The organism is Streptomyces chrestomyceticus JCM 4735 (assembly GCF_003865135.1).
GTDB lineage: Bacteria > Actinomycetota > Actinomycetes > Streptomycetales > Streptomycetaceae > Streptomyces > Streptomyces chrestomyceticus.
The window spans coordinates 1387492-1413718 of sequence record NZ_BHZC01000001.1; the positions used below are offsets into that span (position 1 = coordinate 1387492).

General features: G+C 72.5%; 23 protein-coding genes. 4 read left to right on the forward strand and 19 right to left on the reverse strand.

All coding sequences use genetic code 11. The features are described 5' to 3' along the window. Window positions 1–64 precede the first annotated feature (64 nt). Both EJG53_RS05680 and EJG53_RS05685 read right to left on the reverse strand, forming a co-directional pair. Window positions 65–1213, reverse strand: coding sequence for a barstar family protein (locus EJG53_RS05680; protein WP_244954997.1), 1149 nt, complete (start codon window positions 1211–1213; stop codon window positions 65–67). A 246-nt stretch (window positions 1214–1459) separates the two neighbouring features. Beyond that, window positions 1460–2659: an MBL fold metallo-hydrolase gene (locus EJG53_RS05685; protein ID WP_125043922.1), complete on the reverse strand. Its 1200-nt coding sequence runs from the start codon at window positions 2657–2659 to the stop codon at window positions 1460–1462. A gap of 224 nt (window positions 2660–2883) precedes the next feature. Here EJG53_RS05685 and EJG53_RS05690 point away from each other — a divergent pair, with 224 nt between their 5' ends. Further along, a complete protein-coding gene (locus EJG53_RS05690) occupies window positions 2884–4077 on the forward strand; it encodes a hypothetical protein (RefSeq protein WP_125043923.1) in 1194 nt (397 codons plus the stop codon). Here EJG53_RS05690 and EJG53_RS05695 read toward each other — a convergent pair. The 4 genes from EJG53_RS05695 to EJG53_RS05710 all read right to left on the reverse strand — a co-directional run bounded on the left by EJG53_RS05695 (window position 4046) and on the right by EJG53_RS05710 (window position 7723). After that, window positions 4046–5455 (reverse strand): NAD(P)/FAD-dependent oxidoreductase, encoded by a 1410-nt coding sequence (locus EJG53_RS05695; RefSeq protein ID WP_371858788.1) that lies wholly within the window; start codon window positions 5453–5455, stop codon window positions 4046–4048. The two genes, EJG53_RS05690 and EJG53_RS05695, sit on opposite strands and share 32 nt — an antisense overlap. Window positions 5456–5669: 214 nt before the next feature. Then, the gene (locus EJG53_RS05700; protein ID WP_167515272.1) at window positions 5670–6506 is read right to left on the reverse strand and encodes an SAM-dependent methyltransferase; all 837 of its coding nucleotides are present in this window, start codon (window positions 6504–6506) and stop codon (window positions 5670–5672) included. Between the two features lie 59 nt (window positions 6507–6565). Further along, complete coding sequence (locus tag EJG53_RS05705) at window positions 6566–6853, reverse strand: DUF397 domain-containing protein (protein ID WP_030998248.1); 288 nt, start codon at window positions 6851–6853, stop codon at window positions 6566–6568. 3 nt (window positions 6854–6856) lie between these two features. Then, window positions 6857–7723, reverse strand: a complete 867-nt coding sequence (locus tag EJG53_RS05710) for a helix-turn-helix domain-containing protein (RefSeq protein WP_125043925.1) — start codon at window positions 7721–7723, stop codon at window positions 6857–6859. A gap of 255 nt (window positions 7724–7978) precedes the next feature. On the opposite strand from EJG53_RS05710, the gene EJG53_RS05715 reads away from it, so the two are divergent. Further along, window positions 7979–8320 carry an ATP-binding protein gene (locus tag EJG53_RS05715; RefSeq protein WP_244954999.1) on the forward strand — a complete coding sequence of 114 codons (342 nt, stop codon included), beginning with the start codon at window positions 7979–7981 and terminating at the stop codon, window positions 8318–8320. Between the two features lie 73 nt (window positions 8321–8393). Here EJG53_RS05715 and EJG53_RS05720 read toward each other — a convergent pair whose 3' ends face one another. Beyond that, window positions 8394–9194 carry an SGNH/GDSL hydrolase family protein gene (locus EJG53_RS05720; RefSeq protein ID WP_030998241.1) on the reverse strand — a complete coding sequence of 267 codons (801 nt, stop codon included), beginning with the start codon at window positions 9192–9194 and terminating at the stop codon, window positions 8394–8396. 336 nt (window positions 9195–9530) lie between these two features. Between EJG53_RS05720 and EJG53_RS05725 the strand changes: the two genes are divergently transcribed. Continuing rightward, window positions 9531–10340: a tyrosine-protein phosphatase gene (locus tag EJG53_RS05725; protein WP_167515061.1), complete on the forward strand. Its 810-nt coding sequence runs from the start codon at window positions 9531–9533 to the stop codon at window positions 10338–10340. A gap of 18 nt (window positions 10341–10358) precedes the next feature. Here EJG53_RS05725 and def read toward each other — a convergent pair whose 3' ends face one another. Then, entirely contained in the window at window positions 10359–11018 is a 660-nt protein-coding gene (gene def / locus EJG53_RS05730) for a peptide deformylase (RefSeq protein WP_125043926.1), read from the reverse strand. 107 nt (window positions 11019–11125) lie between these two features. Here def and EJG53_RS05735 point away from each other — a divergent pair, with 107 nt between their 5' ends. Continuing rightward, window positions 11126–11710, forward strand: a complete 585-nt coding sequence (locus EJG53_RS05735; protein WP_244955000.1) for a winged helix-turn-helix domain-containing protein — start codon at window positions 11126–11128, stop codon at window positions 11708–11710. A 3-nt stretch (window positions 11711–11713) separates the two neighbouring features. On the opposite strand, the gene EJG53_RS05740 is transcribed toward EJG53_RS05735, so the two are convergent. From EJG53_RS05740 to hpnC, 11 genes are all read right to left on the reverse strand, one after another. Next, window positions 11714–13069 (reverse strand): S8 family serine peptidase, encoded by a 1356-nt coding sequence (locus EJG53_RS05740; RefSeq protein WP_244955001.1) that lies wholly within the window; start codon window positions 13067–13069, stop codon window positions 11714–11716. A 159-nt stretch (window positions 13070–13228) separates the two neighbouring features. Then, the gene (locus EJG53_RS05745; RefSeq protein WP_125043929.1) at window positions 13229–14611 is read right to left on the reverse strand and encodes an aspartate aminotransferase family protein; all 1383 of its coding nucleotides are present in this window, start codon (window positions 14609–14611) and stop codon (window positions 13229–13231) included. Between the two features lie 13 nt (window positions 14612–14624). Further along, complete coding sequence (gene dxs, locus EJG53_RS05750; protein ID WP_125043930.1) at window positions 14625–16505, reverse strand: 1-deoxy-D-xylulose-5-phosphate synthase; 1881 nt, start codon at window positions 16503–16505, stop codon at window positions 14625–14627. 35 nt (window positions 16506–16540) lie between these two features. Further along, window positions 16541–17734: a flavodoxin-dependent (E)-4-hydroxy-3-methylbut-2-enyl-diphosphate synthase gene (ispG, locus tag EJG53_RS05755; RefSeq protein WP_125043931.1), complete on the reverse strand. Its 1194-nt coding sequence runs from the start codon at window positions 17732–17734 to the stop codon at window positions 16541–16543. Window positions 17735–17738: 4 nt separating this feature from the next. Further along, window positions 17739–18761: an adenosyl-hopene transferase HpnH gene (gene hpnH / locus EJG53_RS05760; protein ID WP_125043932.1), complete on the reverse strand. Its 1023-nt coding sequence runs from the start codon at window positions 18759–18761 to the stop codon at window positions 17739–17741. A gap of 5 nt (window positions 18762–18766) precedes the next feature. After that, window positions 18767–19456, reverse strand: coding sequence for a phosphorylase family protein (locus EJG53_RS05765; RefSeq protein ID WP_125043933.1), 690 nt, complete (start codon window positions 19454–19456; stop codon window positions 18767–18769). Next, entirely contained in the window at window positions 19456–21471 is a 2016-nt protein-coding gene (gene shc / locus EJG53_RS05770) for a squalene--hopene cyclase (protein WP_125043934.1), read from the reverse strand. The genes EJG53_RS05765 and shc overlap by 1 nt, the downstream gene beginning before the upstream one ends. 127 nt (window positions 21472–21598) lie before the next feature. Next, window positions 21599–22720: a polyprenyl synthetase family protein gene (locus EJG53_RS05775; protein WP_125043935.1), complete on the reverse strand. Its 1122-nt coding sequence runs from the start codon at window positions 22718–22720 to the stop codon at window positions 21599–21601. Then, window positions 22717–24162, reverse strand: coding sequence for a hydroxysqualene dehydroxylase HpnE (gene hpnE, locus EJG53_RS05780; RefSeq protein WP_125049180.1), 1446 nt, complete (start codon window positions 24160–24162; stop codon window positions 22717–22719). The genes EJG53_RS05775 and hpnE overlap by 4 nt, the downstream gene beginning before the upstream one ends. Window positions 24163–24295: 133 nt before the next feature. Further along, window positions 24296–25273 (reverse strand): presqualene diphosphate synthase HpnD, encoded by a 978-nt coding sequence (gene hpnD / locus EJG53_RS05785; RefSeq protein WP_371858659.1) that lies wholly within the window; start codon window positions 25271–25273, stop codon window positions 24296–24298. Continuing rightward, the gene (gene hpnC / locus EJG53_RS05790; RefSeq protein WP_244955002.1) at window positions 25270–26214 is read right to left on the reverse strand and encodes a squalene synthase HpnC; all 945 of its coding nucleotides are present in this window, start codon (window positions 26212–26214) and stop codon (window positions 25270–25272) included. The genes hpnD and hpnC overlap by 4 nt, the downstream gene beginning before the upstream one ends. Window positions 26215–26227: the final 13 nt, after the last annotated feature.

Genomic DNA, 26227 nt, shown 5'->3' on the forward strand with positions numbered 1-26227 from the left:
CCGCCTCCCCCAGCTGATGCGGAGGGCCTTGCCGAGTTCCCACTCGGCAAGGCCCTCCGTCGTTCTACTGGAGCTCGACCACCACGCCGTAACGTTCGAGGCGTCGCACGATCTCCTCGAAGTAGGTGAGCCCTTCTTCAGGGTCTTCCACGACACCGGCCAGTGCGCGGCGGGCGGTCTCCGCGTCGTGCCAGACCAGCGTGAAGGGCGGCACCACACCGACCCCGCCACCGAGGCAGTCGTTGAACGACTGCCAGTCCATGCCGTAGTACCCGCCGGGACCGTGGAGCGCCTCGCCCAGGGCGCAGTGCAGCCCGTAGACGTCTGTCACGTGGGTGCCGTCGACGTGGTAGGTGCCGCCCGACGTGTCGGCGCCCCCTCTGGCCCGGTTCCGGAAGGCGACCTTGAGCCACTCGTGCCTGCCCTCGGGCGTGAACCGCGCCCACTCGTTGAGCGCGTCCGGCACCCCCTCGTACCAGACATCCCAGACCGGTCCGGCCAGGAGCGGGGGCGGGTCGTCGACACCGCCGGTGAGCGTGATGTCGAGCAGGCCGCCCCCGAGGACGGACGGGCGCACCTCGGCGACGTCCAGCGCGAGGCTCCGGGACGTCATCGGGCGGCCGGAGCGGTCCAGGGCCCACAGCTCGGCGGCTGCCCCTGATTCCGGCGCGTCCAGCACGGCCCGCAGCTCCTCGGTGGGCTCGCAGCCGATCAGCTTCATCGGCTCTTCCGGAGGCCCGGACCGTTCGACGTACAGACCTTCGACTCCCTCACAGGTGCCGAGGGAGTCCTTCTCGAACAGCTCGAACCGCCGCTGTCCGGTCAGCTCGGCACGGCCCTCCTCCGGCTCCTCCACACCGGCCTCGACGACGACGTCGACCAGGGCGGGGCCGATGCTGCTGGGGCGCCGGTCGACGACTTCGGCGTCGGTCAGTCCCCACCACTCCACCGGGCGCTTCCCGTCCCCGACTTCGAGGCAGAGCTCGCCCAGTTCGACGGCGGTCCCCGCGGGCTGCTCGACGGCGGTCCGCAGCGGTCCGGCCGGGTCACATCCGAGAAAGGTCAGCCGCTCCCTCGGAGCAGGTACCGGATCGGCGAACAGCCCTTCGGCGCCGGCACACCGGGCCCACACCTGTTCGCCGCCGTCGGCCACCAGAAGATACCGCAACGGGATTCCGCGTTCCCAGCTCCAGCGGCCGTCCTCAACCTGCATATGTCCTCCTGAACCGCGAACGGCTGAACGAATCCGTAAAGGTACATTCAAGCACTGCCGGTACAGGAGGAATCGCGCCGCCACCACGGGCCCTCGAACCGCCGGACCACCGCCCCGGCGGACCGGGACGGAATGGGTCCGGACTCGATACCGGCACGCCGCGCTGCCGGGTGGGGAATTCGCGACGTGCCGGTCGGCAATTGCCGTCACCACGGAGCAGTCCGGGCGGCCAGGTAACCCCTCGCTTTACTGCACCACCTCAAAAGCATCCGCCGAAGACGCCCCAGCAGGCCACGACGGCCACCCGTGCACCGGTGGCAGGGCCACCGCCCGCCACCACGGGTCCACGATCTGCTCGTCGGCCGGTTCGAAGGGCTTGCCGGGCAGGGGTGCGGCCACCTTCGCGTCGGCCGCTCGGGCCGCCGCGACCGTCCGTTCCACCGGCTCCGACCAGGGGTGCGGGGCGAGGTTGAAGGTGCCCCAGTGGATGGGGAGCAGGGTGCCGGAGGGGGTGCCTCCGGACAGGTCGAGGTGGGCGCGCAGGCCCTCTTCGGGTGTCATGTGCACATCCGGCCAGAACTCGCTGTACGCGCCTATCTGGATCATCGTCGCGTCGAACGGGCCGTGCTCGGCGCCGATCTCGGCGAAGCCGGGGAAGTAGCCGGTGTCGCCGCTGTGGAAGACGCGGTGCGCGGGGCCGGCCACCACCCAGGACGCCCACAGGGTGTGCTGCGGGCCGCGCAGCCCGCGGCCGCAGAAGTGCTGGGCGGGCGTCGCGGTGAGCGTCAGGTCACCGACGGACGCCGACTCGTGCCAGTCCAGTTCGGTGATCCGCTCCTCGGGCACGCCCCACAGTTCGAGGTCGGCGCCGATGCCGAGCGGTACGACGAACCGCGTGCCCGTACGGATCAGGGCCTTGACCGTCGGCATGTCCAGGTGGTCGTAGTGGTCGTGCGAGATCACCACGGCGTCGACCGGGTCCAGGTCCCGGAGCGGGAGCGGTACGGGATGCAGGCGCCGGGGGCCCGCCCAGGTGAACGGCGAGCAGCGCTCACCCCAGACCGGGTCGAACAGCACCCGGTGCCCGTCGATCTCGGCGAGCACGCTCGAATGCCCCAGCCACGTCAGCCGCAGCCCGGAGGCGGGCGGCTCGCCCCAGTCCGCCGCGGTGGGCCGGTGCACGGGGATACGGCCGACCGGCGCACGGCGCAGCCGGCCCTCGCGGCTCAGTTGCTGGCGGGCCACGGCCAGCGCGCTGCCCGAGGCCATCTGCCGGGTCGGTACGGGGTTGCGGAACTGGCCGTCGGCGAACTGCGGTGATCTCTGTATCCGCGCCAGCCGTTCCCCTGTGGGCCACGCGCCGAAGACGGCGGGGCGGCGCAGCCCGAACCGCTCTGCGGGACGCGGGGCGGACGAGGACTCACTGCGGGGTCGGGAGCCGGGCACGGCACCTCCATGGATCGGAGCGGTAGCGCTGTCAACTAGTCGCCGTGCGGTGAACGGACCGCCAGGCTGACGGGTTCCGGCACGCCGGCGTCCGGGCTCCTGGTGCCCGCCGCGGACACCGTGGCACCGTGGCACCCGGACACGACACGTGTTCCCTGCGCCTACCGAACCACTCGGCCCGTCCCGGCATTCCGTGGCGGGCCGTACGGCCCTACCGTCGTGGCATGAGCCAGACGCTGCCGCCTGGGCAGCCACCGGAACGCGAGGACGCCCCGGGCGGTACGCCCGCCGACAGCGGGACAGCGCCCTCGCACGGAGCGGTGCCGTTGGACGGAGCGGTGCCGTTACCGTCGCAAGGGGTGGCGGGACAGCCGGAGGGCGCGGATCGCCCCGGTACGGACATGCGGACGAAGGGCACCGTCCCGGCGGCCGCCGACCTCCCCCCGCCCGTGGCACGCGCCGCCCCGCACCTCTCCCGGCCGGGCGTCCGCCTGGTGGCCGTACCGCTGGCGGTCACGCTCGGGCTGCTGACCGTCGCCGCGCTCGGCACGGGGTTCGTCGGGCGGTTCGGGGCCGCCGAGTCGCCGGAGGCGCGTGCCTTCACCTCGCTGCTGGAGTTCGACCTGTGGAGCGCCCTGGTCGGCGCCTCGATCGCGCTGTACGTGGCGGTGGCGTACGCCATGTCGTACGCGGTGCGCCGGCGCTGGCGGCAGCCGATCGACCGGCCGGCGCCCCGGGCGGTGGCGGTGCTGGTGGCGGGGGCCGCCGTGCTGCTGGGCGCCGTCTTCGGCATCCTGCGTTTCTTCACCCCGCCTGACAGCGTGCCCGTGCCGCTGGACGGGCTGGCGTGGCGGGTGCCCCTGCTGCTCGTCCTGGGGATGCTGGCGGCGGCGCCGGGTGCGGTGGGGCTGTGGGACGTCCAGGTACGGCTGCTGCGGCTGAGCCGCCGGCTGCCCACCGAACCGGACGTCCTGGCGCCGGTGGGGGCCCTGCGGGAACTGCACCTGGGGTGGCGGGACGCGGTGCGCTTCCTGACCGGCGGCAGCCTGATCATCTCGACCGCGGTGGTCGACGCGGGCGCGCTGCGCAACGCCCTGCTGGCGTACGGCATGCCCGAGAAGAGCTTCCCGGCGTCCTCCGTGCTGCTCTACGGCGCCTTCTTCAGCGTGATGTTCGCGCTGGTCTTCCTGCCGGTCGTGGTGCTGTGGCGGTCGGTCGCCGGGCGGCTGGTCGAGTCGACGGTCCGTATCCCGGAGGCCGACGAGCTGACCGAGGACTGGATCGAACGCCGGGCGCGGCTGGTGGCCTTCCTGCGCCTGGACATCTCGCTGCCGAAGGTGCTGGCCCCGGCGTTCGGCATCCTCGCGCCGCTGGCCACCGGGGCGGTCAGTCTGTTCCTGCCGGGCGGTGGGCGGTGAGACGGCGTCCGGCCGCCCGGCGCACGGGGACGACGCTGGTCGGCGGGGTGTCGGGGCCGGGCCGGCACGGCAGCAGCACGGTACGCAGCACCGTGCGCGGGGACATCAGGCGGGACGGCGGCGCGGTCAGACAGAAGACGTCGCGGACGGTGGCGCCGAGGACCGGGTCGGTGACGGCGCGGAGGGTGAGCCGCCGTACGTACCAGGACGTCAGCCGCTCGGCCGGGCCCGGGCGGGCGGTCGCGTCGCTCGCGAACGGGCGGTCGGCGCCCACGGCGGTCATCCAGGCGGCCTCGGTGGCGCGGGCCACCGCGCGCTGGGCCGCCTGCGCGAGCCCCGGCCGCAGACCGCCGCCGGAGTCCAGGGTGCGGCGCAGCGCCGAGGCGCCGAGCGCGGCGACCGACATGCCCTGCGCGTAGATCGGGTTGAACGTGCAGTTGGCGTCGCCCACGACGACGAAGCCTTCCGGAACGGCGCCGGTCCGCTCGTAGTGCCGGCGGCGGTTGGCGGTGTCCCGGAAGCCGTGGACGGGCGAGACCGGCTCGACGTACGGCAGCAGGCCGTGGATGTACGGGTCGCCGACGGTGGCGGTGAAGTCGGCGAAACCCTGCTCGTCGGTGGGCGGGTGGTGGCCGCGCACGCCCGCGGCGGTCAGCAGCCAGATGCCGTCCTCGACCGGTACGTAGACGGCGCCGCGCGGGTTCCCGCGCCAGCCGAGGATGTTGACGGCCACGTCCGGGGCGCCGGCCGGCCCGGTGGGGCGGAACATCCGGGTGGCGTAGGCGATACCGGCGTCGACGCTCTCCTCGCGCGGCGCACGGCGGCCCAGTTCGGTGAACCACTGCGGGGCCCGGGAACTGCGCCCGGAGGCGTCGACGACGAGCGCGGCGGGGACGACCCGCTCGGCCGGGCCCGCCCCGTCGGCCCGGCCGCCGCCCGGCCGCGTCCGTACCCGTACGCCCGTGACCCGTCCCGCGTCGCCGGTCAGGCCGATCGCCTCGGTCACCTCCAGCACGTCCAGGCGGGTCGCCGATGCGGCCGCCGCCCGCAGCACCCGGTCCCGTACGACGCCGTCGATCACCGGACGAGTGACCGACAGGCATCCGTGGCGGCGTTCGTCGAAGCGGTGCTGCCAGCCCACGGCCGTGCGGGTGACCAGGTCGCTCGGCAGGTAGAGGATGTGGGCCCCGGCGTCGGTGAACGCCTGGCCCGTGCCGGGCAGCAGTTCCTCCAGCGCGCGCAGGCCACCGCTGAGGAAGACGTGCAGGTGCCGGGCCTGTGGCACCCCTTTACGGAACGCGTACCCCTGCGGGTACCGGTCCCGTTCGACCACCGTCACCGCGTCCACGTGCCCCAGCAGCGCGGCGGCCGCCAGCATTCCGGCCAGCCCGCCCCCGATGACGACCGCGTGCCGCTCCCCCGCCGCTTCAGCCACCGTTGCCCCCGTCCCGCCCCTCGGGCGACCTCCGGTGGGCGGCCGTCGCGTCACCGGCCGCCCACAGGTCTCACCCTCGGCCCGCCGGGTGACACTGTCAACCGCCGTCCGGTACCGCGCAGTTGGACGAGGTGTACGCCGTCGGCGGCGGCGTGCGCTACGGTTTCCGGCCGACTCCCCCGTAGAAGATGATGTTGTTCAGCTCCTCGGGACCCGGGGGCGGCCCGTCCGGACGCCACAGCGGCACCCGCACCACGCCCGGCTCCAGCAGCTCGAACGGCCCGAAGAGCGGCTCGATCTCGCTCCTGGTCCGCAGGTTCAGGGCGGCCGTCGCGTTCTTGTAGACGTCCAGCACGCCGTCCCGCGCCCGCTCGTCCGTGCGCCCCTGCTCGCACGCCTCGTACGGTTCGCCCGTGGCGTGGGACAGCACGAGGACGCTGCCGGCGGGCAGCGCGCGGGCCAGGGTGGCGACGATCCCGGCCGGGTCCTCGTCGTCGCGGACGAAGTGCAGGACGGCCACCAGCAGCAGGGCCACCGGCTGGTCGAAGTCGATCAGTTCGCGCACCGTCGGGTGGTCGAGGATCGCCCGCGGATCGCGCACGTCGGCCAGTACGAACCCGGAGTCCTCGGTGGTCGTCAGCCGCGCCCCCGCGTGCGTGGCGACGATGGGGTCGTTGTCCACGTAGACGACCCGTACGCCGGGCGCCGTCTCCCGGGCCACCTCGTGGGTGTTGGGCGAGGTGGGGATGCCCGTGCCGATGTCGATGATCTGCCGGATGCCGCCGGCGACCACCTCGCGCACCGCGCGGTGCAGGAACGCCCGGTTGGCGCGGGCGCTCAGCCGCACCTGCGGGTGCGCCGCGATGACGCGCTGCGCGGCTTCCCGGTCGACCTCGTAGTTGTCCCGGCCGTCCAGGTAGTAGTCGTACATCCGGGCGGGGTGCGGCTTGCTGGTGTCGATCTCCTCGGCCTTGAACGCCGCCGCGTCCTGCAGCCCCTGCGAGCCGTCCTCGTCCCACGAGCCGATCACGCCCCGGGAGAATTCCGTCTCCGTCACGCCGTCCTCCGGTCGGTTCCGCAGCCGCAGCCGCACGGCGCGGCGGTGAGCAGGAAGTCGGCGGCGCCGGCCTTCGCGCCCTCGATGAAGCTCTTGATCTCACCATGGGTGTAGATCAGGGCCGGGCCGCCCGGGTCGGTGGACTGGCGCAGCGCCACCCGTCCGTCGCCCAGTCGCAGCGCCTCGACGCACTCGCCGCCGTTGCCGCCGCTCCACGGCTTGTGCCAGCCGTCGCTGCCCAGCTCGGTGGCGGGCATGCCGTTGTAGATGCGTATGCGATCCATGGTTCAGATCTCCTTGCGAAAGCCGCCCAGAAGGGCCTCGGTGGTCTGGGCCGGCGCGGCTTGCGCGCACATCCGGTCCAGTGCCTCCAGGTACTGCGAGACGTCGTCGCGCTGGTCGAAATAGACGGCGCCCACCAGGTTCTCCGCGTACGCGATGTCGGGAAGTTCCGGGATCGGGAAGCGGAAGATGTGGAACGGCCCGTACATCGAGGGGTGCGGTCCGGCGGCGAACGGGATGATCTGCAGCCGGACGTTGGGCCGGGTGGTGGCCTCGGCGAGGTGCGCGATCTGCTCGCGCATCACCCGCGGGCCGCCGATCGGGCGCCGGAAGACCGTCTCGTCCATGACCACCCAGAGCATGGGCGCGTCGGGGCGGGTGAGCAGCGACTGCCGCTCCAGGCGCAGCGCGACCGCGCGGTCGATCTCCTCCCGCGCCGCGTGCGGCATGCCGGCGCGCAGGACGGCGTGGGCGTACTCCTCGGTCTGCAGCAGCCCCGGTACGTAGTGGGGCTGGTAACCGCGGATGAGGTTGGCTTCGCTCTCCAGGCTCACGTAGGCGCTGAACCACTCGGGCAGCACGTCGCGGTAGTTGTGCCACCAGCCGGGCCGGTTGGCCTCGCGCGCGAGCTTGAGGAAGCCGTCGATCTCTTCCTTGTCGGTGACGCCGTAGGTCGCCAGCAGCTTCTCCACGTACGGGATCTTGAGGCCGACCTCGGCCTTCTCCATACGCCGTACGGTGGCGTGCGTGACATCGAGGGCGCCGGCCGCCTGCTCGTAGGACAGCCCCGCCTTCTCGCGCAGGTCCTGCAGCCTCTTGCCGAGCACCACCCGCAGGACGGTCGGAGCGCCACCCGACCGTGCTTCCGCCACTTCTGATCCCCTCCCACCAACCTGAGTGATCGCAGTGTGTCATGCCGTCAGCAGAGCGAACAGACTGCGCTTGCGATTCTGCAAATTACACATTGATCCTTGCCATCGGTGACCAACATCGCACATAGTTGCGGAGTGGCTTCCTCCAACAACGCTCCTTCGTTAGGGCGCTGTGGCGGCTTCGTCGCCGAGCGTCTCCGGGACGCGTTCCACTTGCCGGCCCGTCGCACCTCCGTTCCGGAGGCGCGCAGACGCGTGATCGCCGTGCTGCACGAGTGGGGCGCGGCAGAACAGGTCTGTGACGACGCCGAGTTGGTGGTGTCGGAGTTGTTCACCAACGCCGTACGGCACACCGACAGCGAAAAGGTCGACTGCGAACTGACGGTCGTCGGCGCCTTCCTGCGCCTGGAGATCACCGACCAGGGCCGGGGCGGCTCGGCACCGCACGTCCAGCCCGGCAGCGTGGACAAGGAGTGCGGCCGGGGTCTGTTCCTGGTGGGCGCCCTCTCCGAGAGCTGGGGCGTGCGCCCCGGCCCGTCCGGCCGCGGCCGCACCGTCTGGGCCGACCTGCCCTACGGGCCGCCCACCGCACACTGAAACCGCCGCCCGCGCCTGAGCGGCGGGCGGCGGTGTGGCATCGCCGTTTCTCGTTCCGCGGCTTCCGCCGACGCTACAGCGGGAGCAGATCCGGCCGCTTCGGCTCCACGTGATCACCGGAGGACTCGCCGCGCAGCCGGCGGCCGATCCACGGCACCAGATGCTCCCGCGCCCAGTGGATGTTGTCGCGGCGCGCCTCGGCCGCGGTGCGCCCGGCCTCCGGCGGCCACGCCTGGTCCGGGTCGGCCGGGACGTCGAGGCCCAGCACCTGCGCGGCGCGCAGCGCCACCCGCGTGTGCCCGTCGGCCGACAGGTGCAGCCGGTCCTCGCTCCAGGCCCGCCGGTCCTGCACGGACTTCAGCGACCACAGGTCCAGGACCGGGCAGTCGTGCCGGTCGGCGATCGCCCGGACGTGCGCGGTGTACGTCGCGATCTTGCCGCGCAGATGCCGCAGCACCGGCATGCCCCGGGTGTCGAACCCGGTGCACAGCAGCACCGTCCCGACCTTCTCCCGCAGGTCCGCGACGGCCGCCTCGTACCGCTCGGCCACCGCGTCCGGGTCCGAGCCCGGCCGCAGGATGTCGTTGCCGCCGGCGCAGAACGTCACCAGGTCGGGGGCCAGCTCCTTGGCCCGCGGCACCTGTTCCTCCACGATCTGGTCCAGCAGGCGGCCGCGGACCGCGAGGTTGGCGTAGCGGAACTCGCCCTCCGCGCGCCGGTCCGACAGCAGGACCGCGAGCCGGTCCGCCCAGCCGATGTACGCCCCGTCACGGCCGGGATCCCCGACTCCCTCGGTGAAGCTGTCCCCGACGGCTGCGTACGACCCGATGGCGCCGTCTGCGCCACTGCTCATCTTCTTCGAATCGTCTGCCACGTCAGGACATACTTCACCCCGGGAAGTGACTTACGCCACCGTAACCAGGGGTTGACGTGGGGTGATTAATGCCACCCGGTCAAATTCTGATCAAGTCGGAATAGAAAACGGGGACGATAAACGGCTTTTTTCGGTCGTTTGTCGGGGTGCGGGGGTGGCTGGGCGGCGGGGTCCGGGAGGCGGTCATCCGCTCGGCGACCATGTCGCGCGGGCCGCTCCCGAGCCGCCGCGGAACCGGCCGTCACCGGCCTGATTGCGGGCTGCACCGATGTCGTATCGTCAAAGCGGCCCGCCTCGTCGACGAGCAGCGTCGGCGACCTGTCCCGAGGAGCGCCCGTGCCGCAGCAGACCCCGGAGGTCCCGTCGACCGACTCCGAGCTCGCGGAGGTGCGCAACTTCCGTGACGTGGGCGGGCTGCCGACCGTGGACGGGCGCCGGGTGCGCAAGGGCCGGCTGTTCCGCAGCGGTCATCTGGCGGCGGCCACCGAGGCGGACGCGGCCTTCCTCGCGGGTCTCGGGCTGCACACGGTCTTCGACTTCCGCAACGCCGCCGACATCAAGCTGGAGGGCCCCGACGTCACGCTGCCCGGCGTACGGAACGTGAACATCCCGCTGACCGACCCGGCCGACGGCGCCGAGTTCTGGGCGATGGTGCGCGACGGCGAGCTGGGCCATCTGCGGACGGCGCTGGGCGACGGCAAGGCGGCGGACCGGATGGCACAGACGTACCGCCACATCATCACCACCCGCACCGCCGACCACAGCCGCGTCCTGCACGCGCTCGCCGAGGACAGCGTCCCCGCGCTCATGCACTGCGCGGCCGGAAAGGACCGGGCGGGCCTGTCCGTCGCCGTCACGCTGCTCGCCGTCGGCGTCGAACCGGAGGCCGTCGAGGCCGATTACCTGGAGTCCAACGCCGCGCACCGCCGGTACAAGGTGCGCCGCTCCGACACCTCGGCGGTCGGCATGTCCCCCGAGGTCATGGAACTGCTCGCGCCGCTCTTCGACGCCCGCGCCGAGTACCTGTCCGCGGCTCTCGACGCCATCGGGACGACCTGGGGCTCGACGGAGGCGTACTTCAGCGAGGGCCTGGGGCTGTCCCCCGAGACCCGCGAGCGGCTGCGCGCCCAGCTCCTGGAGGACTGAGCCACCTCGCCCGCGCGGTCACTTGCCCAGCTTCGCCGCCAGTTCGGCGCGCCGGGCGAACTTCTCCTCCTTGGCCGCCGCCATCTCCCGCAGCGCCGTCTTGCGCTCCCGGGCGGCGAGCCGGTCCAGGTAGAGATGGCCGCGCAGGTGATCCGTCTCGTGCTGGAGACACCGGGCGAAGTAGCCCCGGCCCTCGATCACCAGGGGGTTGCCGTCCTTGTCGCGGCCCCGTACGACGGCGCGGTCCAGGCGGGGCACCACCCGGTAGGGGCCGGGCACGGACAGACACCCTTCGGACTCCTCGACCAGCCTGCGCTGCTCGGCCGGCACCTCGTCCAGGACCGGGTTGACGATGTGCCCGACATGCCGCACGCCCCAGTCATCCGTCATGTCCCAGACGAACACCTGCACGTCCACGTCGACCTGGTTGGCGGCGAGCCCCGCTCCCTCCGCCACCTGGTTGGTGGCGAACATGTCGTCGACCAGCCGGGAGAGTTCCGGCGTGCCGAACCGCGTGACCTCCCGGCACGGGCGGTGCAGGACCTCCTCCCCGACCACGGTGATACGGCGTACCGCCCCGCGCTCCACCTCCGGCGCGAGCCGCGGGTATGTGTCCACGGGCTCGCCCTGCACCCGGACCCGGCGGTCCTGCGGGGTGTCACCGAAACCGACAGCCATGGAGTATCAACGCCTTCCGCGCATGCCTGCCGTCGGCCGGGGCGGAATCCCCGGCCGACGGCAGGTCGGCTTGACCGAACGCTTTGCAAAGTAGCACTCTTTGCAAAGTGACCGACGAAGAATCCCCAGCAGCGTCCACCGGCCCGCCGTCGCACCGCGCCGCGCGGTCGCTCCCGGACCACCCCGTACGCATCGCCCTGCTGGACCTGCTCGCCGAGGCCGGCACCGTCACGTCCACGCAGGCCGCCGCCCGCCTCGGCCACAGCTCCGGCCTCTGCTCGTTCCACCTGCGCCAGCTCGCCCGGCACGGCCTCATCGAGGAGGTGCCGCACACCGGCGGGCGGGCCCGGCCGTGGCGGCTGCGCTGGGACGCCGCGGCCGTCCGCCCGGACACGGAGAACGGCCCGGACGCGCCGTCCGGGCCGGCCGCACCATCAGGGCCGTACGCACCGGCGGAGGGCGACGTGTCCTACCGCACCGTGATCCACGTGACCCCGGCGGAGCTGGCCGGACTCGCCGCCGCCATCCGCGCGCTGCTGACCCCCTACGCCGAACGTGAGCGGCAGCCCGGCACCCGCCCGGCGGGCACGACGCCGGTCGCCGCGGTCACCCGGCTGACTCCGCTGCCGCCCGAGGACGTTCTGCCCGGGAACGCGACACGACATCGGGAGGTCGGCCCGCCGACGGACTGAGCCTCACGCCCCGGGAGGTCCGGCGGGCGGCTGCTGAGGCGGGTACGCGGGCTGGGCCTGCGATGGGTACGGGGTCTGGCCCTGCGGCGGGTACGGAGCCGGTGGCTGCTGTGGCGCATACGGCCCCGGCGCGCCGGGGGGCGGCTGTGGCGCGCCGTACTGCGGAGGCACGCCCTGCTGCGGCCAGCCGCCCGGCCCACCCGGCCCGTTCGGTCCGCCGAAACCGCCCGGCACCGCGGACTGCGCCGCCTGCCGTCGGCGCTTGCGCTTGTTGGCGGCGAGTACGGCGCCCAGCGCGCCCAGGACGGCGAACCCGCCGGCCGTCGCGATGCCGATGATCAGGAGGGAGTCGGGCCCCTTGGCCTTCGGCTCGGCGGCCTTCTTCGCCGCGTCGGCCCGTACGTCCGCGTACGGGTCCTCGGGGACCTTCAGCGGACCGTTCGCCGGTCCGGCCGGCAGGTCGGCGGTCAGGGCCCGCAGCGGCCGGATGAAGCCGTGGCCGTAGTGCGGGTCGGGCAGCGACAGGTTCTGGTTGCCTGGTGCCATGCCCGCGGTCTTCACCAGGCGGTTGACGATCTGTCCGGCGGTCAGGTCGGGGAACTTGGCGCGGAGGAGCGCGGCGGCCGCGGAGACGTACGCCGTGGCGTCCGAGGTACCGGAAGCCTGGCGGTACGGCTCGGTCGCGCCGGCGGACCTGATGTGTACACCAGGGGCGGTCAGCATGACGCCGGGCCCGGAGTTGGAGTTCTGCCACACCTTGCCGTCCTGCCCCACGGCGCCCACTCCGACGACGCCGGGGTACGTGGACAGCTTGCTCGGCTTGGAGCTCTCGTTCCCGGTGGCCGCGACGATCACCACGTTCTTCTGGTAGGCGTACGCGATGTCCTGCTCGTCGATGACCGTCAACCAGTCGACGCCGAGCGAGAGGTTGATGACCTTGGCGCCGTTGTCGGCGGCGTACCGGATCGCCTTGCCGATGGGCGGACCGCCCTGCTCCGGCACGTTCACCGGGAGGATCTTGGCATCGGGCGCCAGCCCCTTCACCCCGTCCGCGTGCCCCGGACCGTGCCCGTGCCCGGCGATCAGGGCGGCCATGCTCGTGCCGTGATCGCCGTCGTCCTTGTCTTCGTCACCGTCGAAGAAGCTCTTGCCCGGCAGCACGTTGCCCACCAGATCGGGGTGGTCCGCCTTGATCGGGCTGTCGATGACCGCGACCGTCACCCCCTTCCCCGTCGACTGCTGCCAGATCCTCTCCGCCTCGAAGGACTGCAGCGGCCACTGCGCGTCCCTGGTCGCGTCCGCCAGCGCGGCGGGAGCCGCCCCGTAGAGCAGGGCCCCCGCCAGCACCGTGCTGCCCACCGCGCGGAGAGTGCGCGCCGCTATCACCCCGTGAAGTCCTTCCGCCCAGGACGCGGCCCGGCCCCGGGGGCCACGGCCGCGTCTCGCACACTGTCGGCCGATCACCCTACGTGGGGCCAAGGGCGACGCGTGCCACCGGGCAGACCCCCGGCGCCGGCGTCAGCGCGTCTGCAGCGCCTGTTTCATCAGGGTTCGCCCGAAGTCCCACATGAGGCCCCCGCCCTGGTGCGCGTCGTCCATCACCTCCGTGAACGCCGTCACGAAACGGTCGACCTCCCGCTCCCCGATCGTCAGGGGCGGGATGAGCTTGATGACCTCCAGGTGGTCGCCGGAGACCTGGGTGAGGATGCGGTGGCGCTGGAGGAGGGGGACCACGACCATCTGGGCGAACAGGCCCTTGCGGGCTGCCTGGAGCATGGTCCAGTGGCCGCGCAGTTTCAGGGACTTGGGGCGGCCGAACTCGATGCCGATCATCAGGCCCCGGCCGCGCACGTCGTGCAGCAGCTCGTACCGGTCGACGAGGGCGGCCAGCCTCGTACGGAGCAGGTCGCCGGTGAGGCGGGCGTTGGCGACGGTCTGTTCGTCCTCCATGACCGTCAGGACCGCCAGGCCGGCGGCCATCGCCTGGGCGTTGGCGCCGAAGCTGGCGGAGTGGACGAGGACGCGGTCCATGGAGGAGTAGACCTTCTTGAAGATCCAGTCCTTGCCGAGGGTCGCGCCGACCGGGACGTAGCCGCCGGAGAGCGCCTTGGCCACGCACACCAGGTCCGGTTCCACGCCGTCCTCGTGCTGGTAGGCGAAGAAGTCGCCGGTGCGGCCCAGGCCGGTCTGCACCTCGTCGGCGATGAGCAGCGCCTTGTGGCGGTGCAGCAGTTCCTGGGCGGCCCGCAGGAAGCCGGGGGGTGTGGGGTGGACGCCCTTGCCCTGGACCGGTTCGACGATGAAGGCCGCCACGTCGCCGCGCCGCAGCTCCCGTTCGAGCGCCTCCAGATCGCCCATCTCGATGCCGGTGTCCGGCAGCAGCGGTGCGAAGCCGTCGCGGAAGCCGTCCTCGCCGTTGACCGACAGGGAGCCGGCGGTCAGGCCGTGGAAGGCGTGGGCGCAGTACAGGACGCGGGGCTTTCCGGTGGCGTAGCGGGCGAACTTCAGGGCCGTCTCGACGGCTTCCGTGCCGCTGTTGCCGAAGAAGACGCGGTCCAGGTGGGGTGTGTGGGACAGCAGTTTCTCGGCGAGCAGGCCGGGCAGCGGCTGGCAGTCGAAGCGGGTGAGGTCGGCGAGCTGGGCGTCGAGGACGTCGTGCAGGGCCTGCCGGACGACCGGGTGGTGCCGGCCCAGGCCCATCACGCCGAACCCGGCCAGCATGTCGAGGTAGTCCTGGCCGTCCGCGTCCCAGAAGTAGGCGCCCTCGGCCCGCTCGTAGACCTTGTCGAAGCCGATGGTGTGCAGCATCCGCGGCAGTTGGTGGTTGACGTACCTGGCGTGCAGGTCGTAGCGCTCGGCGCCGCGTTCGGCGAGCAGCTTGGTCAGGTCGAATCCGGTCACGATCCGTTCTCCGTCACGCGTCGTTCTCCTTACGGGCCAGGGAGGCGCTGATCCGGCCGGCGATCTCGGCCGGGGTGAGCCCGATGTCGGCGAGCACCTCGCCGCGCTTGGCGTGCGCCAGGAACTGCTCGGGGATGCCGAAGGTCCGCAGCGGTACGTCCACGTCCGCGTCGCGCAGCGCCTGGCCGACCGCCGACCCCACTCCCCCGTTGCGGCTGTTGTCCTCCACGACGGCCACCGCGGCGTGTGTCGCGGCGAGCCGGACGAGCGCGGGGTCGACGGGCTTGACCCAGCGCGGGTCGACGACGGTGACGCCGATGCCGCGTTCCGCCAGCAGTTCCGCCGCCTCCAGGCAGACCGGGGCCAGCACACCCACCGAGACGAGCAGCACGTCCTCCCGTTCACCGCGGCTCAGCACGTCCACCCCGCCGATCCGCTCCAGCGCCGGCACCGGCGCGCCCACCGACTCCTTCGGGAAGCGCAGTACGGTCGGCGCGTCGTCCACGTCGACGGCTTCCCGCAGCTCGGCGCGGAGCTGGTCGGCGTCGCGCGGCGCGGCGATCCGCAGGCCCGGGACGACACCGAGGACGGACATGTCCCACATGCCGTTGTGGCTCGGCCCGTCGGTGCCGGTCACCCCGGCCCGGTCGAGGACGAAGGTGACGCCGCACTTGTGCAGCGCGACGTCCATCAGGACCTGGTCGAAGGCCCGGTTGAGGAAGGTCGCGTACACCGCGAAGACCGGGTGCAGGCCGCCGGTGGCCAGGCCCGCCGCCGAGGTCGCCGCGTGCTGTTCGGCGATGCCCACGTCCCACGTACGGTCGGGGAAGGCGGCCGCGAACTTGCCGAGGCCGACGGGCTGCAGCATCGCCGCGGTGATCGCGACGACGTCCGGGCGCTCCTCGCCTATCTTGACCATCTCGTCGCCGAAGACCGAGGTCCACGACGGCGGGCCGGGCGGTGCGACGGGGGCGCAGGTCAGCGGGTCCATCGCGCCGACGGTGTGGAACCGGTCCGCCTCGTCCTCCAGCGCGGGCCGGTAGCCGCGGCCCTTCTCGGTGCGGCAGTGCACCAGGACGGGCCCGTGGAAGCGGGCGGCGCGGCGCAGCGCGGACTCGACGGCGGCGATGTCGTGGCCGTCGATCGGGCCGACGTACTTCAGCCCCAGGTCCTCGAACATGCCCTGCGGCGCGAAGGCGTCCTTGAAGCCCTTCTTGGCGCCGTGCAGCGATTCGTACAGCGGGCGGCCCACGACGGGGGCGCGCTGCACGATCTCCTTGCCCCAGGCCAGGAAGCGCTCGTAGCCGTCGGTGGTGCGCAGGGTGGCGAGGTGGTTGGCGAGGCCGCCGATGGTGGGCGCGTAGGAGCGCTCGTTGTCGTTGACGACGATGATGAGGGGGCGGTCCTTGGCGGCGGCGATGTTGTTGAGTGCCTCCCAGGCCATGCCGCCGGTCAGCGCGCCGTCGCCGATGACGGCCACGACGTGGTCGGCGCGGCCGCGCACCTGGTTGGCCTTGGCCAGGCCGTCGGCCCAGCCCAGGACGGTGGAGGCGTGCGAGTTCTCGATGACGTCGTGGTCGGACTCCTCGCGGGACGGGTAGCCGGACAGTCCGCCCTTGCCGCGCAGCTTGGAGAAGTCCTGGCGGCCGGTCAGGAGTTTGTGCACGTACGACTGGTGTCCGGTGTCCCACAGGATGCGGTCGGCGGGCGAGTCGAAGACCCGGTGCAGGGCGATGGTCAGTTCCACCACGCCCAGGTTGGGCCCGAGGTGGCCGCCGGTCCGCGCCACCGCGTGCACGAGGAACTGCCTGATCTCCTCGGCGAGTGCGCCGAGGGCTTCCCCGGGAATCTCCTTGAGGTCGTGCGGGTCGCGGATCTGTTCCAGCATCGACATGCTCGGTCCCCCTCCATGGGTACAGCTCTGCGGGTTCAGCCGACGGTGACGTCGGGGGTGCCGGGCACCACTCCTTCGGCCGCCATGTCTGCGGCGATCTTCATGGCCTCTTCGATCAGCGTCTCGACGATCTTCGACTCGGGTACGGTGGCGATCACTTCGCCCTTGACGAAGATCTGGCCCTTGCCGTTGCCGGAGGCCACACCGAGGTCGGCCTCACGGGCCTCGCCGGGGCCGTTGACGACGCAGCCCATGACCGCGACGCGCAGCGGCACCTCCATGCCCTCCAGGCCCGCCGTCACCTCGTCGGCCAGCTTGTACACGTCCACCTGGGCGCGGCCGCAGGACGGGCAGGAGACGATCTCCAGACGGCGCGGGCGCAGGTTCAGCGACTCCAGGATCTGCAGGCCGACCTTGACCTCCTCGGCCGGCGGCGCCGACAGGGAGACGCGGATCGTGTCGCCGATCCCCTCGCTCAGCAGCGCGCCGAAGGCCACCGCCGACTTGATCGTGCCCTGGAACGCCGGACCGGCCTCCGTCACACCCAGATGCAGCGGGTAGTCGCACTGCGCGGCCAGTTGCCGGTACGCGTTGACCATCACGACCGGGTCGTTGTGCTTCACCGAGATCTTGATGTCCCGGAAACCGTGCTCCTCGAACAGCGAGCACTCCCACAGCGCCGACTCCACCAGCGCCTCGGGCGTCGCCCTGCCGTACTTCTCCAGCAGCCGCTTGTCCAGCGAGCCGGCGTTGACCCCGATCCGGATCGGCACCCCGGCGTCGGCCGCCGCCTTGGCAATCTCCTTCACCCGGTTGTCGAACTGCCGGATGTTGCCCGGATTGACCCGGACCGCGGCGCAGCCCGCGTCGATCGCGGCGAACACGTACTTCGGCTGGAAGTGGATGTCCGCGATCACCGGGATCTGCGACTTCTTCGCGATGACCGGCAGCGCGTCGGCGTCGTCCTGGGTCGGGCAGGCGACCCGGACGATCTGACAGCCGGACGCGGTCAGCTCGGCGATCTGCTGGAGCGTCGCGCCGATGTCGGCCGTGTTGGTCGTGGTCATCGACTGCACCGATACGGGGGCGCCGCCGCCCACCGGCACCGGCCCGACCTGGATACGGCGCGAGACGCGCCGCTCCGCGAGCGGCCGGGCCGGCACCTCGGGCAGGCCCAGGGCGACGGCGGTCCCGGAAGCGCTGCCTCCGGGAGGCTCTCCGGTACCCATCACGTCACCCGCGGTTTCCCGCGACGGTCTCACGGGCGGCGCGCAGGGACTCCTTGAGGGAGCCCATCGTCGCGAGGACGGCGGTGGGCTCGTAGCCGCAGTGCGCCATGCAGTTGGCGCAGCGCGGGTCCTTGCCCCGGCCGTACTTGTCCCAGTCGGTCTCCTCGATCAGCTCGCGGTACGTGGGGACGTACCCGTCGCTCATCAGGTAGCAGGGCCGCTGCCAGCCGAAGAGCGAGTAGTTGGGGATCGCCCAGGCCGTGCAGGGGAAGTCCGCCTTGCCCTCCAGGAAGTCCAGGAACAGCGGGCTGTGGTTGAGCCGCCAGCGGCGCCGGTTGCCGCCCGCGAACGCCTTCTTGAACAGTTCCCTGGTCTGCTCGACGCCGAGGAAGTGCTCCTGGTCGGGGGCCTTCTCGTAGGCGTAGGCGGGCGAGAGCATCATCTCGTCGACCTGGAGGTCGTCGTTGAGGAAGTCGAGCACCTCGATGATGGTCTGCGGGGTGTCGGTGTTGAAGAAGGTGGAGTTGGTGGTGACCCGGAAGCCGCGCCGCTTGGCTTCCTTGATCGCCTCCACCGCCTCGTCGAAGACGCCCTCCTTGGCCACCGACTCGTCGTGCCGCTCGCGCATCCCGTCGATGTGCACCGCGAAGGCGAAGTAGCGGGATGGGGTGAACTGGTCCATCTTCTTGCGCAGCAGCATGGCGTTGGTGCACAGGAAGACGTACTTCCGCTTGGCCACCAACTGCCGCACGATCTCGTCGATCTGCGGGTGCATCAGGGGCTCGCCGCCCGCGATGGAGACCATCGGCGCGCCGGACTCCAGCACCGCGCCGACCGCCTGCGCGACCGGCATCCGCTGCTTGAGCACACCGGCCGGGTGCTGGATCTTTCCGCAGCCCTCGCACTTGAGGTTGCAGGCGAAGAGGGGTTCCAGCTCCACGATGAGCGGGAACTTCTCCCGCTTGCGGACTTTCTGTTCAAAGAGATACGTACCGACCCTGATGGACTGACGGAGCGGCATGGCCATCTGGCTCACCTCCTGGGGAGCTGCAAAGAACGGTGCCATTCGAAGAAGACAGGAAGGATGGAGCGCAGCACACGAAAGGCCGACATTCCACCGCGTAAAGTGCCGATTCGGACAAGTTCATGTTCTGGAGCGTCCACGATCACCCGGACGGCCGCAACCGGACGACCGCCGTCCCGCGTCGCGGCCTCCAGCGTCGCGGCGGACTCCATGTCCACCGCGACGGCGCCCGCGGCCCGCAGCCCGGCCCGCTCCGCGCCGCGTACGACGTGGTCGGAGCCGCGCAGCAGGCCGGTGTGCACCGTCACGCCGCGCTCCTTCAGGGCCCGCAGCAGCGGACCGTTGTCGGAGCAGGCCACGTCCGGCGCGCCGGGCAAATGGCCGCGGGCCGACTCCGCGACCACCACGTCCCCCGGCAGCATCCCGGGGACCAGCCCGGCGCAGAAGCCGGTGGCGACGACCGGCGCCCGGGCCGCGACGGAGCCGTCGCGCAGCGCGTGGCTGACGGCGTCCGACGCCGCCCGCGGGCCCATGCCCGTACGGAGCACGACGGCGGGCGCGCTCGTGCCACTGCGGTCGCCGCCGCGCAGCGCGAACCGCTCGATGCCGAGCGCACAGGCGACCAGCAGCGGCGGCGGCCCCTGCGGCCGGGCCCCCTGGCCGCCGCGGGCGGCGGCCGCGCTGCGCGACGTGCGCATCAGACCCCCTGGGACGCGCCGGCCGGTCCGCCGTTGACGTAACGGCCGAGGGCCGTCAGCGGGAAGACCTGCCGGTACAGGTGGTAGTTGATCGAGAAGTCCCAGGGGAAGCCCGTACCGGTGAAGTACGGCTCGTCCCAGGACCCGTCGGCGCGCTGCGTACGGGCCAGCCAGCGCACCCCGCGCGTGACCGCCGCGCTCTCCCGCTCGCCCGCCGCGAGCAGCGCCATCAGCGCCCACGCGGTCTGCGAGGCGGTCGACTCGCCGCGGCCCGCCCACGCCTTGTCCTGATAGGAGCGCTGGTCCTCGCCCCAGCCGCCGTCCTCGTTCTGGACGCGTTCCAGCCAGCGCACGGCGCGGCGGACCGCGGGGTGCGAGGCGGGAATGCCGGCGGCGGCCAGCGCGGGGAGCACCGAGCCGGTGCCGTAGACGTAGTTGGTGCCCCAGCGGCCGAACCACGAGCCGTCCGGCTCCTGTTCGGCCAGCAGCCAGCGGATGCCGCGCCGGACCCGCGCGTCGTGCGTCATGCCGAGGTCGGCGGCCATCTCCACGACGTGCGCGGTGACATCGGCCGACGGCGGGTCGATGACCTCGCCGAAGTCGCAGAACGGCAGCCGGTTGGGGAACGGGCTGGTGTTGTCGGCGTCGAAGGCGCCCCAGGCCCCGTTCCTGGACTGCATGCCCAGGGTCCAGCGCACGGCGCGCCGGACGGCGGAGTCGACCCGCTCCGGGCCCGGGTACTGGATGCGGCGCAGCGCGAGGACGACTTCGGCGGTGTCGTCGATGTCCGGGTAGTTGTCGTTCTCGAACTCGAACGCCCAGCCTCCGGACGGGAGTTGCGGCTTACGGACGCTCCAGTCACCCGGCCGGCGGATCTGCTCGGCGAGCATCCACTCGGCCGCCTTGACCAGTTGCGGGTGATCGGCGGGCAGGCCGGCGTCGGCGAGCGCGATGGCGGCGAGGCAGGTGTCCCAGACCGGGGACTGGCACGCCTCGATCATGCGGACGGGCGCGCCGTCCGCGTCCTTGCGCCACACCGCGAACCGGTCCAGCGACTTCAGGCCCTCGCGCAGCACCGGGTGCTTCAGGTCGTACCCCAGCAGGTGCAGCGCGATGATCGAGTAGACGGCCGGCGGCTGGATACCGCCCCAGCAGCCGTCGTTCTCCTGGCGCTCGACGATCCAGCTCGCCGCGGCCTTCATCGCCGAGCGGCGCAACCCGCGGACGGCCACCTTGCGGTAGCCGTGCAGCGCCTTGTCCAGCCGCTGGAAGATCCCGTCCCAGCTCGTGACGGGGGCGAGCGGGCGCGGCGGGTTCGGGCGGGCCGGGTCGGCGTGCAGCTCGTCCAGGGCGAACGGCGCGGGCCGTACCGGGCGCACGGCGGAGACGATCGTCAGTGCCACGATCGTCTGCCGCGCCCAGCACGCGAAGTCGTAGATGTTGAGCGGGAACCACTTCGGGAAGTAGATCAGCTCGGGCGGCAGTTCGGGCAGGTCCGACCACTTCCACCAGCCGAACAGCGCCAGCCAGATCCGGGTGAAGACGCGGGAGGCGGCGATGCCGCCGTGCTCGCGGATCCAGGTGGCGGCGCGGGCCATGTGGGCGGCGTCCGGCGCGTCGCCGGCCAGCCGCAGGGCGACGTACGCCTCGATGGTGGCGGACAGCTCGCCGGGCCCGTTGTAGAAGGTGGCCCAGGTGCCGTCCGCGCGCTGCTCGCCGCGGAGGTGGCGGGCGGCGGCCTCGGTGGTCTCCCGGTCGCCGATGCCCAGGAACTGCCGCAGCAGCAGGTCCTCGGCGTCCATGGTCACATTGGTTTCCAGGTCGCCCTTCCACCAGCCCGCGTCGTCCTGCACGGACAGCAGGTAGTCGGTGGCGCGTGCCGCGGCGCGGCGGGCGGCGGCGGCCACGTCCGTGGCGGCGGCCGGGCCGTTCTCGGTGTTCTCGGCGGTGGCGTCGCCGGCCGAGGGGGCACGGGGCGGCAGCGCCCCGGTGCTTCCGTCGGTCGTCGCTGTCATGGTTTCCCCTTCTGCAGTGAACTCTGTGAAGCGTGCTCAGGGATTCCGTCAGCCGGTGCCCGGACCCCGCCTCGACAGCGGGGAAGGCGCCGGCCGGCGACTGCGATCTAGATCGGTTCGATAGTGATCATCTCTCTCGTACGACGACGAAGTCCGCGAGCGCGACGAGCTGCGCGCGGACCGGTGCGGGCATGTCCACCTCGTCCAGTGCGGCGATGGCGGTGGCGTGCTGGCGGCGGGCCTCCTGGGAGGTCCACTCGCGGCCGCCGGCCTCCTCGATGAGGGCCGCGCGGGAGGCGAACTCCTCCTCGGTGAAGTCGGCGATCTCGTCCTCGCTCTTCTTCGCGTCCGCGGCGAGGATGCCGGCGAGCCGTTCGGCGGCCGGGTTGTCGGCCGCCAGGGCGGCGACGACCGGCAGCGACTTCTTGCGCTGCCGCAGGTCGCTCCACGTCTGCTTGCCGGTGGCGTCCGGGTCGCCCCAGATGCCGAGCAGGTCGTCGACGGCCTGGAAGGCGAGGCCGAGGTGGTAGCCGTACCGCTCCAGGATGTCGGCGGTACGGTCGTCGGCGCCGCCGAGGACGGCGCCGATGGAGACGGCGCAGGCGAGCAGCGCGCCCGTCTTGTTGCCCTCCATCTCCAGGCACTCCTCGACGGTGACCCGCTCGCGGTGCTCGTAGGAGATGTCCTGGGCCTGGCCGTCGATGAGCTTGCGGGTGGCGACCGTGAGGCGGCGGGTGGCGCGGCCGGCCTCGACCGTGCCCAGTTCCAGCAGTATTTCGTTGGCGAGGGCGAACAGCGCGTCGCCGACGAGGATCGCCTGCGCCGGGCCGTGCACCTTCCACACCGTGTCGCGGTGGCGGCGCTGCTCGTCGCCGTCCATCAGGTCGTCGTGCAGCAGCGAGAAGTTGTGGACCAGTTCGACGGCGACGGCGCCGGGCACGCCGACCTCCGGCGGCTGTCCGGCGGCCTGCGCCGACAGCAGCGCGAGCGCGGGGCGGACGGCCTTGCCGCCGTCCCCGGACGCGGGCCGGCCGGCGGCGTCGATCCAGCCGAAGTGGTACGCGGCGACGGTGTCCATGGGAGGCGCGAGCCGGTCCACGGCGGCACGCAGCACGGGAGTGGCGAGCTGCCGCCCGCGCTCCAGCAGCGCGGTGACGCTCTCGGTGTCGATAGCTGGGGAAGCCGGATTCACGGTTTCTCCTCTGTTTCCGGTGCTCGTGCTCGTGCGAGCGCTCGTACTCGTGGTCATGCCGCCTCCTGGGGCAACTGGCCCTGGGGGAAGCCGAGTTCGGTGAGCGCCTCGCGAACGGCGCCGAGGCCGCTGCGAACAGCGCTTTCCATGGTCGCGGGCCACCCGGTGGCGGTCCACGCACCGGCCAGGTACAGGCCAGGGGTCTGGGTACGGGCGCCGGGCCGCAGCCGGCCGACGCCCGGGGTGGGGGCGAACGTCGCGGTGCGCTCGCGGGTGACGAAGAAGTCGCGGACGCCGGCGCCGCGCGCGGCGGGCAACAGCCGCTCCAGCTCCGGCAGATAGCGTGCGCGCAGCTCGGCCACCGGCCGGTCGATGTCGTCCTGCGCGGCGGACTGCGACACGGCCAGGTACTGGCTGCGGGCGCCGCCGGGCAGCGCGGCGAGACCGGAGGCTTCCGTACGGTCGAAGACCCACTGCACCGGCGAGCCGAGGGCCGCGAAAAATGGCTGCCGCAACACCGGCCGGTCGTAGATGACGTGCAGGTTGAGGATCGGCGCGGTGCCGATGTCCAGCAGCCGGTCCTGGCCGTCCAGGGTGCCTTCGGGCAGCAGGCCGTGCGTCTCGCGCTGCGGCAGGGCCAGCACGACCGTTTTGGCAGTCAGCCGCTCGCGGCCGTGCGGCCCGTTCTCCACCGTCACCTGCCAGGTGCCGTCCTCGGCACGGGACAGGGCGCTCGCGCGGGTGCGCAGCTCGATGCGGACGCCCGCCTTCTCCAGGGCCTCGCGCGCGAGCGTGTCGTGCACCTCGCCGAGCGGCACCCGGGACCAGCCGATGTCGGCGGCGCCGTTGTCGGAGAGCAGCCCGGTCTTGAAGACCTTGGCGGCCAGGCCCAGCGACGCGTCACCGGCGCGCGCGTTGAGCGTCGCGACGCCGACCAGGTCCCACAGCGCCTCGACCGCGCGCGGCGACTGGCCGTGCCGGGCCAGCCAGGAGGCGAAGTCGACGCCGTCCAGCGCGGGGTCCTCGGGGTCGAGCTTCCGCAGGGCCAGCGCCGCGCGCCCGACGTTCGCCCGCTCGGCGAGCGACAGGTGCGGGTACATGGCCAGGCTCTTCGCCAGGTGCAGCGGTACGGGCAGGGCCGTCCGCCGCAGCCGCCCCAGCCGCAGGCCGTCGGCGTCCAGCACCGGGACGTCCATCCGGTCCTGGAGGGGCACCAGCGCGCGTCCCCCCACCCGGTCGAGGAACCAGTCGTACGCGGTGCAGCACCGCAGATAGACGTGCTGACCGTTGTCGACGGTCAGCTCCCCCGCCGCGGACTCGCGGCGGAAGGAGAAGACCAGGCCGCCCAGCCGGGGCCGGCCCTCGACGAGGGTGACCCGCAGTCCGGCGTCGGCCAACGCCAGCGCCGCCGTGATGCCGGCCAGACCGCCCCCAATGACCACCGCAGCCGCCCCATCGGGACGGCCTGCTTCCTGTGCATCGTGCCGGTCGGGCCCCATCGGTTCCGATGTCATTCGCCCTCCCTGATTTCTGCCGTCAGGGACGCAGCGGCCCCGCGGAGGGTTGCCCGCCGCTTGGACCGCCGCAGTGGCCCTGAGCAGGGCTCGTCGCCCTCACCCGGCTCCCGGACCGTCATCCGCGCCTCCTCACGGGCGGCCGTCCCGCCGCCCGGGCCGCCTGCCGGCGGCCGATCGCCCGCGCGTCGAAACCCGACAGTCCGCGCACCGCCACGAACGCCTTCTCCCGGCCGGGCAGCGAGACCCGGCCGCGCAGCACGGCCTCCGGGTCCGCCGCGATCCGCGACAGGAGACGGTGGTAGATGCCGGCCATGGCGGCGACGCAGGCACCGCTGCGCCGGTCGAGCATCGGCAGCAGCCGGAAGCCCTGGTCGAACAGGGCACGGGCACGCCTGACTTCGAAGTGGACCAGTCCGGTGAAGTCCGCGCCGGGCGGTGGTACCGGACTGTGGAAGCCCACCGTGCAGCCGAACTTGGCGAGGTCGTCGGAGGGGAGATACGTACGGCCGTTTCCCGCGTCCTCGCGAACGTCTCTCAGGATATTGGTCAGTTGCAGCGCCAGCCCGAGCGTATCGGCGTACTCGGCGGCGCGTGCGGTGTCCGGCGCGCCGGGTACGGTGCCGAACACTCCCAGGGAGAGCCGGCCGATGGCCCCGGCGACACAGCGGCAGTAGACCTTCAGCTCGTCCCAGGTCTCGTACGTCTCGCCGCGTACGTCCATCAGGACGCCGTCGATCAGCTCGTCCAGCCCGTCGAGCGGGATCGGGAAGCGCCGGGCCGCGTCGGCCAGCGCGACCGCCACCGGATCGGTGTCGTCCTCGTCGACCGCGCCGTCCTTGATGCGGGCGAGCAGGGCCCGGGTCTCCGCCAGCCGCTGCTGCTTGGCGCCGTCCTCCAGCGGGCCGTCGCCGATGTCGTCGACCCGGCGCGAGAAGGCGTAGAGCGCCGACATGGCCTGCCGCTTGTCGGCCGGCAACAGCCGGATGCCGTAGGCGAAGTTACGTGCCTGCTGCCCGGTCACGGCCTCGCAGTAACGGTATGCAGCGAGCACCGGCGCGGACGCGTGTGCGATGTCCTCCACGGTCCGACTCACCCCTCTCTTCGCAATGTCGCCCCCACCTCGCGCAGCAGGCTGAGCTTGGTCGGCTTGGGCGGTCCAGGGAGTACGTCGTGGTCGGCGGCCGCGACCGCCCGGAGTGCGGCGCGTCCGCCGCCGACGAAGCCGGCGAGCAGCAGCTTGAGCCTGCCGTGGACGCTACCCACCAGCGGGGTGCCTTCATTCAGCAGCGCACGGGCGCGTTCCGCCTCGTACGCGATCAGCGCGCGCACCGACGCGCCCCCTGTCGGGGCGGCCAGGTCCGCCTCGGTGACGCCGAAGTGTTTCATGTCCTCGCCGGGGAGGTAGACCCGGTCCCGGCCCAGGTCCTCGGTGACGTCCTGGAGGTGCTCGACGATCTGCAGCGCGGTGCAGACCGCGTCCGAGCGCCGGACCCGCTCCGGACTGGCGGTGCCGGTGATGCCCAGGACGAGCCGGCCGACGGGGTTGGCGGACAGCTCGCAGTAGGCGAGCAGGTCGCCGTAGGTCGCGTAGCGGCCGACCCGCTGGTCCTGCCGGTTGGCCTCGATCAGGCCGAGGAAGGGCTCGGGAGTCAGGCCGCAGCGGCGCACGGTGGGGCCGAGGCGGCGCATCAGGGGGTGCAGCGGTCCGGGGGCGCGGTCGCTGAAGACGCGGTACAGGTCCGCCTCCAGCGCGTCGAGCAGGGCGAGCGCGTCCTTGCCGTCCCGCTCGGGGTCCAGCCCGAGCCGGGCGGCGTCACCGCCGCCGGGGGCCAGGTCGCCGTCGCCGATGTCGTCCACGAGACGGGCGAAGCCGTAGACGGCCATCAGGTCCCGGCGCCAGGCGCGCGGCAGGAAGAACGGCGCGACCGGGAAGTTCTCGTGTGCGGCCTGGTCCGTGACGGTGCGCGACTGCGCGTCGTCCCGGCCGCCGCCCGGCGTCCGGGGCCGGACCAGGACGTCGCGTGCCCGTGCCATCCCTCGGCTCACC